The sequence below is a fragment of the Leisingera daeponensis genome (assembly GCF_019801465.1).
Classification (GTDB): domain Bacteria; phylum Pseudomonadota; class Alphaproteobacteria; order Rhodobacterales; family Rhodobacteraceae; genus Leisingera; species Leisingera daeponensis_A.
This window is the reverse complement of sequence record NZ_JAHVJA010000013.1, coordinates 107,280-119,660: the sequence shown is the minus strand read 5'-3', so window position 1 is coordinate 119,660 and position 12,381 is coordinate 107,280. Positions and strand designations below refer to the sequence as shown.

General features: G+C 59.7%; 6 protein-coding genes, 1 tRNA gene and 1 pseudogene. 1 reads left to right on the top strand and 7 read right to left on the bottom strand.

The window, feature by feature from the left end:
* Positions 1-182: 182 nt before the first annotated feature.
* The 6 genes and pseudogenes from KUV26_RS20355 to KUV26_RS20335 form a co-directional block, all read right to left on the bottom strand.
* Positions 183-1,279, bottom strand: a pseudogene (locus KUV26_RS20355) (IS3 family transposase); the annotation flags it as partial.
* A 53-nt stretch (positions 1,280-1,332) separates the two neighbouring features.
* Positions 1,333-5,367 (bottom strand): Pls/PosA family non-ribosomal peptide synthetase, encoded by a 4,035-nt coding sequence (locus KUV26_RS20350; protein WP_222509752.1) that lies wholly within the window; start codon positions 5,365-5,367, stop codon positions 1,333-1,335.
* 258 nt (positions 5,368-5,625) lie between these two features.
* Positions 5,626-6,966, bottom strand: coding sequence for a diaminobutyrate--2-oxoglutarate transaminase (gene ectB / locus KUV26_RS20345; protein WP_222509751.1), 1,341 nt, complete (start codon positions 6,964-6,966; stop codon positions 5,626-5,628).
* An 859-nt stretch (positions 6,967-7,825) separates the two neighbouring features.
* Positions 7,826-8,512: a DUF6538 domain-containing protein gene (locus KUV26_RS23825; protein WP_315900152.1), complete on the bottom strand. Its 687-nt coding sequence runs from the start codon at positions 8,510-8,512 to the stop codon at positions 7,826-7,828.
* Between the two features lie 95 nt (positions 8,513-8,607).
* Positions 8,608-8,683: transfer RNA gene (locus KUV26_RS20340), tRNA-Thr, on the bottom strand.
* Positions 8,684-9,259: 576 nt separating this feature from the next.
* Entirely contained in the window at positions 9,260-9,763 is a 504-nt protein-coding gene (locus KUV26_RS20335; RefSeq protein ID WP_222509750.1) for a hypothetical protein, read from the bottom strand.
* Between the two features lie 166 nt (positions 9,764-9,929).
* Between KUV26_RS20335 and KUV26_RS20330 the strand changes: the two genes are divergently transcribed.
* A complete protein-coding gene (locus KUV26_RS20330) occupies positions 9,930-10,919 on the top strand; it encodes a hypothetical protein (protein WP_222509749.1) in 990 nt (329 codons plus the stop codon).
* A gap of 6 nt (positions 10,920-10,925) precedes the next feature.
* Here KUV26_RS20330 and KUV26_RS20325 read toward each other — a convergent pair whose 3' ends face one another.
* Positions 10,926-12,284, bottom strand: coding sequence for an amidase (locus tag KUV26_RS20325; protein WP_222509748.1), 1,359 nt, complete (start codon positions 12,282-12,284; stop codon positions 10,926-10,928).
* Between the last annotated feature and the right edge of the window lie 97 nt (positions 12,285-12,381).

The following is a 12,381-nucleotide window of genomic DNA, read 5'->3' as shown; positions in this document are numbered from 1 at the left end:
GCGCTTCCTTGGCCTCTTCCATGCCTTCGCTGGAGCCAAGGCTCCGGATCAGCCGCGACACCCGCTCCCGGTAGGCCTCCGCCATCGACGGGTGAAACACCACCGGGTCCGCGGCAGGGTGAGCCACCGCACTTGCGTGGTCCAAGTTGAAAGTTAGTGCATGGCTGGCCTTTGGCTATCGGGATGATGGCCTCCGGCGCGGGCGGGCGGTACCCCAAGGCACTGTGTGGCCGTTTTGTATTGTAGTGCTTTCTCAAGCTTTCGATGATGATTTGAGCTTCCCGTAGCGAGTGGAAGACTTCCCCGTTCAGCAGTTCGTCCCGCATGCGCCCGTTGAAACTCTCGCAGTATCCGTTCTCCCAAGGTGAGTCCGGTTCAATGAAAGCAGTCTTGGCGCCGGCAGCTGTGATCCAGCCCCTGACAGCTTCCGCAATGAACTCAGGGCCGTTGTCAGGTCTGATATAGGCTGGGATGCCGCGTAGAATGAACAGGTCCGTCAGCGCGTCGATGACTACGGTTGAGTTCAGCTTTCGCTTCAACCGGACCGCAAGGCATTCCCGGCTGTCCTCATCCAGAATATTCAATGTCCTAAATGCCCTTCCATCATCTGTCCGGTGGTGGACAATGTCGTAAGACCAGACGTGGTTGCGATACTCGGGGCGCAATCGAACACATGATCCGTCGTTGAGCCAGAGCCGTCCCTTCTTGGGTTGCTTCATTGGAACCTTCAGCCCTTCCCGCCGCCATAAACGTTCGACACGTTTGTCATTCACCTGCCAGCAAGCGTCCCGCAGCATGGCCGCAATCCGGCGGTAGCCATATCGGCCGTATTGACGTGTCAGCTCGATTTTGTCAGCGACCAGGCGTTCCTCGTCAGCACGCCCCTGAGGCAATCGCCGCTGTGTGGACCGATGCTGGCCTAGAACGCGGCAAACGCGACGCTCGGAAACCTTCATCTTGCTGCGAACGTGGTCGATGCAGGCCCGGTGGCGCGAGGGGCTCAGAAGATTCCCTTTGCGGCCTCGGACAGAATCAATTTGTCCAGTTTCAGGTCCGAAACTGCCCGGCGAAGACGCTCGTTCTCTTTCTGCAGCCGCTTCAGTTCCTTGAGTTGTTCTGTGCCCATTCCGCCGTACTTTCTCTTCCAGCGGTAATAGGTTTGCTCCGTCACGCCGATCTGACGGATCGCATCAATCCGGGGCATGCCTTGCCCCATCAAAACTTCAACTTGCCGTAACTTCACGACAATATCTTCAGGCTTGGGTCTCTTTGCCGCCATCTATGGTCCTCCGTTACCTAATCATAGGGGCGGACCACTTCTTTGGGGGAGGCTCACATTGTCAATTCGGACTGACGGCAGCGGATGTCCCTGGCCGGCGGGCTGGCGGGATTACCGGACCATATATCCCCGGCAGCGACTTGCTCGCCTTTCATGAGGAATGCATTGGCCCCCAGAACCGCTTTCTCGCCGAGGCGGGCGCCGTAATGGACGAACCCTCCAACGCCAATCGTGGCGCCGCTGCCCACAGCTATATGGTCCGATTTGAACACGCCTTCCTCCAGGGAATGGCATTGCAGCGTCGCCCGGAAGTTGACGGTCACATTATCACCGATCTCGATCAGGGTGCGTTCCACGAACTGGCCGCCGTCGTCAAACAGCTTGCGGCCGACCCGCATCCCCAGCAATCGACCGATGAATCCGCGCATCGGCGTACCCGCAAACAGGTTAATGATGGGATGGTCGGTCATTTTCCAATGCCGTTCGTGCGACCAGAAGTAGTCGTCGAGCACAATTGCCTGCCGGGGTTTCAGCCTGCCGAAACCCAGACTGGCCCGTTCGCAGAAGACGAAGTAGCCGATTGTGAAGAGGGTGAGGAATCCTGCCAGCAACGCCCAGGCAGAAAAACCGATTGCCAGATATCCCTGCCAGGCAACTTGCAGCGCGAACAGCACAACGCAGACAAATGCCAGCAGGGCAGCCTGGTAGATCAGTGCGGTATTCAGATTGTGAACGTTTTTCTCTCTCAGCCGGCCGGAGCGGGCAGCCTCCTCCAGCTTTCCGGCCATTGCCGTATCGCGCTGCACGGCGCGAGGGATTTCAAATGGCGGCGAGCCCAGAAGCCCCGTGTTCTCAAGGACCGGTCCGTCAACTGGTATCATCGTCTTGGTTCCGATAAGGCAGTTTTCACCGGTACGCCCGCCGGCCGGAAAGTGAATATTGTTGCCAAGATAATTCTGCGCGCCGATCTTGACCGGCAGCACCCGGAATGAGGACGCCGAGTATTCGGTATTGATCATTGAGAGGCCGTCGGAAACCATCGTCCCGGTGCCGATGTCGCAGAGGAACGGATTGGTGTGGCGTTGGGTGACCCCGAAATTGGATCCGGTCTGCACCACCTTGTTCAGATTGTAGCCGACATACCGCAGATAATAGACGATCGCGGAACTGTCGCCGAAGATCAGGTTGTAGAAGCGGGAATTCGACCAGCCGGCGACCAGTCCGTGCATAAAGAAATGAAAACCGAACAGCGTGTAAACCCGGCCAGGTTCCACAAACTTGTGCGCAAGGCGTGGCATGATGCCGATGAACAAAAGCCCGGCAGGGAAGGCCGCGAAGTAAAGGACCAGCGTGACCTGCACGGCGAGGATTGCCATCTCACGCAGGTCTGTGGTCGCGGCGAATTCATCCACATAGCCGCCCAGGATAGCCGCTCCCAATACGCTGGAGATCAGCCAAAGCATCAGAAAGCCGTAGGTCAGCCAGCCCAGCGTATAGGCCCACCGGCGCAACTCGCTGCAGTGACGGGGCGGGACACGGCAATAGTCCGCCTCTGTTTCCACGGCGGGGGTACCGTGATAGCGCTTGCCTTCACGTGCGATCTGCCCTTTCTCCAGGCTTGACGCATGACCAAGCTGGGTTCCGTTTTCCATTTTTGCCCCGATCTCGAGGATACAGGCCTCGCCGATGAACACATTGTCGCCGACCGTAACCGGCCCGGTCTCAATGAAGCCGGCTTCGGCCTGGTACCCAAGCGCAACCGCTTCACGGCGCAGAATTGTATTGTCGCCGATCGTCAGCAGATCTGTACAAACCGGTGAAGCGGAATGCATCACGGTGCCGCGCCCGATTTTGGCCCCCAATGCACGGAGGTAGACATTGTAGACCGGAGTTCCGGCAAGAAAGGCAGGCGGAGCGCTCCGTATCAGGCCCTTGACCAGCCAGAACCGGAAATACGCCATGCTCCACACCGGAATCCGCGCAGGTTTCCAGCGGCCGATCAGAGTCCATTTTGCAGCAACCGGTATCAGGCTGAACAGAACAAACAAGCCGAAACCGGCAATGGTCATGCGTGTGCCGGCAGTTACTGCGCTGGGGTTGCCGGACAGTGCCCATTCCACGGATTTGACAATCAACCAAAATCCAAACAGGCCATAGGCGGTCATCCAGGTGAATTGCGCTGCACCGCATAGGACGTACTCGCGGTCGCTTGCGATGTGTGCAGGCTTGGGAACCTGCGGCGGGTTGCGCATCTGATGCCCAGGCACCGCAGCCCCGGCATGTTTACCCAGCGCCCGGATCGTCGGATTGAGATAGATATCGCGCATGGAAACGCTCGGCAGTCCGGGGCATTTGCGCAGCGCCGCGCAGTAGCGCGCCATCAGCAGGGAGTGAGCGCCAAGGTCATCAAAGAAGTGATCGTCGATCGAGATGTTCCCGGTATTCAAAATCGGGCCGAGCTGGTCAGCGAGTAGCCGCTCCACTTCGCTGCGGGGAGCTGTTCCGGTTTTGCTCCTGATAATGAAACGCTGTCCCGACGGCGGCGGCAGCTGCTTGCGGTCCGCCTTGTTGTTGACGGTCAGTGGAATATGTTCCAGCTCCTCCAGATAAGACGGAATCATATAGGCTGGCAGCCGCGCTTTCAGCTTGCTGGCGACCGTCTCCTTATCCAGCTCAGCTACGCCGTGGTTGAGTGCATAGTAGGCAACCAGTTCGCGCGTGCCGGGCTCGGCTTCCCAAGTGTCAACGACGGCCTGAGAGATTTCCGGAACCTCAAGCAGCACCGATTCAATCTCGGTCAGCTCTATTCTGTAACCCCGGATTTTGACCTGGGTATCGATCCGGCCATGAAACTCGATCTCGCCCAGTTCATTGATGCGCCCCAAGTCACCGGTGCGGTAGAGACGCCGGGAAGGATTATTGGGACCGTTCAAGCAATCGGGAACGAACTTTCTGGCCGTCAGGTTCGGACGGTTGAGATACCCGGCGGCAAGACCGACACCGGCGACAGCAATTTCCCCCAACTCTCCATCCGCCAATTCGATGTCCTCTTCCGGATCCAGGATCGCTATCGAATAGCTTGGCAGCGGGCCGCCAATGGTAACAGGCTTATCCGGGTGCAATTGGGTGATGGTGCAGGTAACGGTTGCTTCCGTAGGCCCGTAGGCGTTCAGAATCGTGCGGCCATCGCGGTGCCAGCGGGATATCAGCCCTTGCGGGCAGGCTTCTCCCGAGACCAGAAGCAGCCGCAGATCAGGCAGCTCTTCCTCTATTGTAGCCAGCAACGTCGGGACGCAGCACATTGCGGTGACTTGGCGCCGTCGCAGAAAATCCGCAAGTTCTTCTCCGACAAGGCTGATCCCTTGTTTGGTCGGCACTAGGGCCGCACCAGCCAGCAACGGCACCCAAAGTTCTTCGACTGAAAAGTCGAAGGCAATTGTCATGCCCTGATAGACCCGGTCATTTGGCGTGTACCCATAGGTCTCGGCGGCGACCCGTACAAAGTTGCAGATACTTGACTGTTCGATCACCACGCCCTTGGGCTTTCCCGTCGTGCCCGAAGTGTAGATTAGATATGCGACCTCGTCGCCCTCCCCTCTCAACTCAGCAGGGCTCGGGCGGGCGGTGTCAAACGTTTCGATTTGCGGCGCGGCGAAATCCAGGAAGAACTTCGGCACATCAATTCCGCTGAAGCAGCCGGCATAACGTTCAAGCGAAAGGACCGCGTCGACGCCGGCGTCTTCCAGGATGAAGGCGATGCGCTCGCGCGGAAAGCCCTCATCCAGCGGAACATAGGCCGCGTGGATTTTCTGCACAGCCAGAAGGGCCGTATATGATGCTGCGGACTTATCGAACATCAGGCCGATCCGGTCGCCGGGCCCCAGCCCGTTCGAAATGAGGTACCGCGCCAACTGGTTGGCACGATTGTCCAAATCACGGAATGTCAGAGTGGCGTCCTTCGAAATCACCGCGAGGTGATTGCTGTCGCCAGCGGTATCGAATTCGTCGCAGCGCGATTCAAACAAGTGGTGCAGCCGCTCCCCGGGCTGCCAGCGAACTGTGTTGGCTGCTGTGTTACAGATGAGCACTGTGAAACTCCAATAGGCGGTACGCCGGACAGCACGTGCTGCCAAGGCGTCGTTGCATGGTGGGGTTGCGCTAAGTGCTATCCGGGTTCCCGGACCGGTTTGCGTTCATGGACTTGAACCGCTGTGCTCCGGGTCTCTTGCGTGTGGTTCGGTTGGGAAGGATTGCAGTGCCCCTCCCTCCCAACCATTCCGACCCAAAGCCCGGTGTTTAGCTACATCAGGGCCGGAATACTGGGAAAACGGATGCGCAAATCCCGGTCAGGACGCCGCTATGCGGATCTTAGGCCCTGAGCTGCCACGGGCACTGAGCACGTCGCCAGTTGCGCGCTCCAGAATATCCAGCCCTTCGGCCAACTCCTCCGGGGTGACGGTCAGAGGCGCCATGCACTTGACTACCTCATCATCGGCACCGCAGCGCTCACAAATCAGACCAAGGGCGTAGCACCGGTCGCGAACCGCGGCTGCATAGCTGGCATCTGCAAAACTGATGCCCCGCATGAAACCGCGTCCCTTGACCCGCTCCAGATGTTTGGGGAACCGTGCCACGATGCCCCGAAGGCGGCCCTCGAGATAATCGGCCTTCTCCATGACTTCCCGAGAGAATTCATTTGAACGCCAGTAGTGGCGCAGGGTCGCGGCCGCCGTAACGAAAGCATGATTGTTCCCGCGGAAGGTACCATTGTGCTCACCAGGCTCCCAGTGATCCAGTTCACGCTTCATCAGCACCAGCGCAAGGGGCAGGCCATAGCCGGAAAGCGATTTCGACAGGGTGACAATATCGGGAACGATGCCAGCCGGCTCAAAACTGAAGAATGTGCCGGTGCGCCCGCAGCCGGCCTGAATGTCGTCGATAATCAACAGGATTTCCTGCCGTTTGCACAGTGCCTCGAGGTCGCTCAGCCACTCCCAGCCTGCCGGGTTGAGGCCGCCTTCTCCTTGCACGGTTTCCACAATCACTGCTGCAGGCAGATCGATACCGCTGGATTTGTCGCTGAGCATTTGTTCCAGAATTGCGACTGTATCAACGCCAGCCCCATAGTAGCCGTCGAAAGGCATGCAAACCGCCCCTTGCAAAGGCACGCCTGCCGCTTTTCGCAAGACCTGGTTGCCGGTCATGGAAAGCGAGCCCAGCGAGACACCGTGAAAACTGTTGGTGAAATGAACAACATTGGTTCGCCCGGTTACCTTTCTGGCAAGTTTCAAGGCCGCTTCAACGGCGTTTGTTCCGGTCGGCCCGGTGAATTGTGCGACATAGTCAAGTCCACGGGGCAGAAGTATGGTGTCGGCGAGTTCGGTCAGAAACTGCGCCTTGGCTTCTGTGTGCAGATCAAGGCTGTGGGTGATGCCATCCAAATTCACATACTCGATCAGAGCGTTTTTCAGAACGGGATTGTTGTGCCCGTAATTCAGAGATCCGGCACCGGAAAGAAAATCCAGGTAACGGCCTCCTCTTTCGTCCCAGATCTCACATCCGACAGCTTTCGCAAAAACCGCGGGCGTCGACCTGGCATAGCTTTGCACATTGGATTCATATCTCGCAAATACTCCGGCCTCGGAAAATTCCGCATTTTCCGAGCCGAATTGCTGCACGTGTTCCATGGTATTCTCCATTTCTTACGCAGCACGTTCCAAGCTCTCGCTTGGACGGGACCTAGTTTGGATTTAAGGGAGCGCGGCGGCCCGATTAAGGTGTCCGTGCAAACATCCCGCTCATTCCGCAGAGCCTATGAGCACGTAAACAATCGGGGCGCTGCAGCCGGCTAGCTCCTGACGGATAAAGCGCGTGGCCGACACGCGATCCTGAAAAACCCCGCCGCAGGCGAAGCTGGCGTCCAGAACTTGCCATAAGCCGGTTTTTGTCCTCGCGAGCTGGAACTTCAGGTCTGCCTTCCTGGAACTCTCAACTCTCTGAGAACTCTCGGCACGCCGGGTGGCGGCTTCCATGCGGAAAGCCGTCCGGTCCTCGCGAGAAGAAAACCGGCGTTCCGGAGCAGAACTGTCCCCTGCGCTGCTCGAAGCGTCGCAACGCACATCTGGCCGAACAATCATTTGATACCCCCCCTTTTAATATCCCCCTAGTTTCTCCAATAGCAAAATTGAAGAATAGCAAATTGCTATTCTTCAACGTCCGCGACCCCAGATGAATTCATCAAGCTCACGGGATTACCATGTTGGAATAATTCAGCCGCTCACTGTTGCGCGACAGTATCAGCATAAGTTAAATTTCCGAAATTTTCAAGAAATTAGTTGAAAATCCAAACTTGCGCGCCATGCGCGACCGCGAAAACCACCCCTCTAGACCAGGGCTCCAGCACCACAAAAGCATCACCGAACGCCGGTCATAGAGCGCCCAATAAGCTAATTTCATTGAGGAAACTTCTGGCGTTCCCCCGGCAGTAAAACGGCTCCTTCTGCTATGAGCAGGAATAGGAAATGGCTTAGCAGGCCGCAGAATTAGTCAGGCCAGCGGGACGCTGTTCTCTCTGAGGGGGCTCTCTTGTCTCAGCGGGCTGCGGAAACCGATATGGAATGGCTCGGGAGCATTCCCCCTGCAGCGCTCATCGAGATGCGGGAGCAGGAAGCATTTCTGGAAATCCGGAAAGGGAGACGTAATCGACAGTCCTTCCTCAGCCACAGCAAAATTGAACACCGCACGGACGGTGCCGAAGATTCGGGTGATGCTACTCCCAGCGAGACCACGCTTTATCAGCGCATCCCGAAAGTTATTAGCATCTGCCTTGGTATAGTCCGGCAGGGGCTTGTCCCCGCAGACGTCGATTACATAGCCGCAGGACCGATGTGCTGCACGGTGAAAGGTTTCAGGTCGTCCCTGACCCTTGAGACGGAGGTATGTCAACACAGCCTCCGACAGGGTCAAAGCGTCAGATGTGACAGCCGCGTCATTTTCCTGACGGGGAGACGGTCTGCTCAATCCATGCCGAAGTAGATGCTTGCCTGGAAGTTCCGCGTCCTGGGTCCGCAGGTGATACCAGTATTCGTCCAGCTTGCAGGCAGTTCTGTTTGCTCTCGAGATAGCGACGGCACGGGATCTAGTCCTCAGCGAGTACGAAATCTTGCTTGAAGAATAGTGCTGCCGAAGATCCGCCGGAATCCTGCGAACGAAGTAATAGATGCCTTCCTTCACGAAGACATAGCTGCGCGAAATGTTCTCCAATTTGTTCTACGCCTCGCCTTGCCATATGCAAAAGCTGATGCAGAACAGTGCCTTAGGAAAGTTGGTGGTGCCCCCACACGGACTCGAACCGCGGACCTACTGATTACAAATCAGTTGCTCTACCAGCTGAGCTATAGGGGCGCCTCGCTGTGAAAAGGCGCTTACCATTCTTCGCGGGTCCGTCGCAAGAGGTCTTTTGAACAAATGAACTTACCGTCTGAAAATCAGTGTGCGCTCCGGGGAGCGTACTTGGGAACCGGCTTACACGAGACTGGCAGTCCGTCCGCGGCATGGTCGGATACCCGCAGATGGAAGGCAGGTTGCGGCAGAGGCAGGACGTTCGGATGATGCTAATCATCCTCTGGAGTGGTGAGGCCTTGCCACCGCCTTGGGGCAAGGCCAGCTCGATCCGGCCGGGGCGGGATCCGCCGCGCCGCGGACGGACGGGCTGGACCTGCTAGCGTCTTCGATGCTGCCGGCCGGGACCTAGCGCCTGACTGGACGCGCACACAGTCATGACGGTGCCTAGCAGGCGCCGTGTCTATGCGGCGTTTCTTGGTTAGTTCTCGCGCAGACACGCTGGAGGAGGAGAGTGTTTCACCTGGCGGTGCCCCGGCACTGATGGAGGCGATCAGCGGGAACCGCGCAGAGGAGCTCGAAGCCCCTTCGCGGATACCCGGTGTCCCCCTCGTTTCGCCGTGGCGCCCGCCCGGCGCCTTAATCTGCGGACTTTTGCAGCGGCTGGCCACTGCGGCTGAAGGTCAGGTTTTCTGTCGTCAGGTCGTCATAAGTTACCTCGACAGCTATTTGCTGGATCGAGCCCAGCGGATAGCTGCGGTAGGGCAGGCCGTCTTCTTCCTTGATCATGTTGGGAAAGCCTTCCTCCAAGTGGCAATCCGGCAGCGGCCAGATCTCCGGCTCCTCGCCGTTCACCCCCAGCTTGAATTGGGCCAGTCCGCAGCGCCAGGACCACAAGTGGGTCACGTAGAGCAGATCCTGGCCGTCAAACTCGCGAACGTGGATCCAGTTGGCCTGTGTTGCCGCCAGGATCGGCTTGACCTCCTGCGCGGTGGTGAAACGGCCGGTTGCTTCCTGCGGTTCGGCCGCCAGGGCGGTTTGCGCCGCTGCCGGGACAGGCGCAGCGGCCGTGCTGCCTGCGGCACCTCTCTCTGTCCCTGGCTGGGCGGAGGCCGCAAGAATGGCCAGGATCACATCAATCATCGTCGTACTCCACTTACGGCGCCTTTGCGTCACAGGACTGCCTGATTTTACCTTTGGCAGGTTGCGCGGTTCCTTGCCGGCTTATAGCTACCTTAACAAACAATTCTCTGCGCGGCCTTAACGCGCAGTCCTAACCGCCCGGCAGCGGCGGAAAACGGGGAAAACGATGGCAAATGCCCCCTTCAACGTGATGATCGTCGGCCAGGCGGGCCGGTTGCAGTATGAGGCGCTGCTGTTTGCCGCCTCATTGCGCCATTGTTCCCCGGGATTTGCCGGGCGCCTGTTTGTGGCGGTGCCTCAGCCGGGCCCGCTGTGGGACAAGGACCCCGGAATCCGCGATCAGGACGTCCTGCAGGCGCTGGCGGATCAGGGCGCAGAGATCCTGCCGTTTGAAAGCAAGGTGTTCGGCGCCGCATACCCCTATGGCAACAAGATCGAGGCGCTGCAGGTGCTGCCCGAGGGCGAGCCGTTTGTGTTCTTCGACACCGACACGCTGATCACTGGCGAGCTGGCAGAGGTGCCGTTTGATTTCTCCCGCCCCTCGGCCTCGCTGCGGGTCGAGGGAACCTGGCCCAAGCCTACGCTCTACGGGCCCGGCTATGCGGGCATCTGGCAGTCGCTCTATACCCGCTTCGGCCTCGACTACCTGTCCAGCCTCGACCTCAGCCAGCCGGATGAGTTCTGGAAGCGCTACCTGTACTTCAATGCAGGCTTCTTCTACGGCGCCTGTCCGCGGGCCTTCGGCAAGCGGTTCCTGGTCTATGCACAGTCGGTCAGGGACGATCCGCCGCTTGAGCTGGCGGGCCAGAGCTTGGAACCCTGGCTGGACCAGATCATGCTGCCCTTGGTGATCCACTCTTTCGGCGGCGGCCGCGATGCGCTTCCCGCAGGCTTTTTGGACGGCGAAACCAGCTGCCACTACCGGTTGTTCCCGCTGCTTTATGCGCGCGAAAGCGACCGCGTGGTGGAGGTGCTGCACGAGGCCGCCGCGCCGAACCGGATCAAGAAGGTGCTGAAGGGCTACGAGCCGATCAAGCGCATGGTCTACCAGGGGCGCGGCGAGAAAGTGCGGGCGCTGTTTGACCGCGAAAACCTGCCCCGGCGCGAGCAGGCGATCCGCAACAGGATCAAGTCCGAAGGCTTCTGGATGCGCTGAAGCGGGTCAGCCCTGGATTGCCCGCTCGATACTGCGGGCAAATTGCAGAAGCAGTGCGTCCGACCCTCTTGGTCCGGTGATGTGCAGCCCAACCGGCATCCCGTCAGCCGACAGACCGAAGGGGATCGAGATTGAGGGCAGCTCCATGGGCGGGGTCAGGGTGACCGTGCGCCAGTCCTCGGTGATCTCCCCGTCGCGCAGGTCAGCGGAAAACGGCATCCCCGTCGCGGTGGGCCAAAGCGCAAAGTCATAGCGCTCAAAGAAGGTGCAGACATCAGCCCATACCTTGGCGCGGGTAGTCTGATAGGCGATCAGCTCCGCCAGGCCGCGCCCCTCGGCCTGGGCGCAGGCGGTGCGGTAGCTTTCGCCTGCCAGCGCCATGTCCGGCGCCAGCGCCGCGCGCAGCTGCAGCGCGCATTGGCCCCGGATGATGTCGCCATGCGCCATGAGCGGCTCCAGGGACGGGGCGTCCTCCGCCACCTGCCAGCCCATCTCGCGGCAAAGCCTTTCAATCGGGGCAACCGCCGCTTGCACCGACGGCTCCACGCTTGCACCAAACGGCGTCAGTGACAGCGCCGCCCGGCCTGTGCGCCGGGCCGGGGCCTCTTCCAGGTCCGCCAGCCGCGGCAGCTCCTGCCAGTACCCTAGCGGCTGGCAGGCCGCGTTGCCCTGCATCACCTCCAGCATTAGCACCAAGTCCCGAACGTTCCGTGCCATCGGTCCCGGCACCGACAGCCCGTCGAAGGGCGACGGGTTGGGGCCATAGGGGATCAGCCCGGAGGTCGGGCGCATCCCCACAACCCCGCACCAGGCCGCAGGTGTGCGGGTGCTGCCGCCCAGATCCGATCCATCGGCCAGCGCCGCCATGTGTGCGGCCAGCACCGCCGCCGCGCCGCCGGAGCTGCCTGCTACGGATTTTTCCGGGTTCAGCGGGTTGCGGGTGGTCCCGGCCACCAGATTGCTTGTCTGGCCGGACAGGGTGAATTCTGGCGTGTTTGTCTTGCCGGTGATCACCGCGCCCGCAGCACGCAGCCGCACTACATGCAACGCATCATAGTCCGGCACATGGGTCTCAAAGCTCTTTGAGCCCCAAGTGGTGCGCAGTCCCTTGGTTTCAAAGCAATCCTTGATGGCAACCGGCAACCCGTGCAGCGGGCCGGCAAACTCGCCGCGTGCGGCCAGCGCATCCAGTTCTGCCGCGCGTGCCTCTGCCGCCTCCCAGTCCAGAGTGACAAAGGCGTTCACAGTGCTTTCCTGCGCTTCGGTTTGCGTCCTATGTGCTGCCAGCACCTCGCGGGCGCTCAGTTCACGCGCGCGCAGCTTGGCAGCCATCTCCTCGGCGCTGAGCGCAGTGATATCGGTCATGCGGCGGGTCTCCGAGTCCATGTGGCAGCAGTGCTGCCGCGACCCTAGGGAGACTGAACGCTTCACTCAGTCCTGAAACCGGCCTGAAAACCGTTCG

What these genes read in the sequence shown, in the direction of transcription:
- KUV26_RS20335 (WP_222509750.1), bottom strand. Translation starts at nt 9,763, where the DNA reads ATGATTGATGTGATCCTGGCCATTCTTGCGGCCTCCGCCCAGCCAGGG.
- KUV26_RS20330 (WP_222509749.1), top strand. Translation starts at nt 9,930, where the DNA reads ATGGCAAATGCCCCCTTCAACGTGATGATCGTCGGCCAGGCGGGCCGG.
- KUV26_RS20325 (WP_222509748.1), bottom strand. Translation starts at nt 12,284, where the DNA reads ATGACCGATATCACTGCGCTCAGCGCCGAGGAGATGGCTGCCAAGCTG.
- ectB (WP_222509751.1), bottom strand. Translation starts at nt 6,966, where the DNA reads ATGGAACACGTGCAGCAATTCGGCTCGGAAAATGCGGAATTTTCCGAG.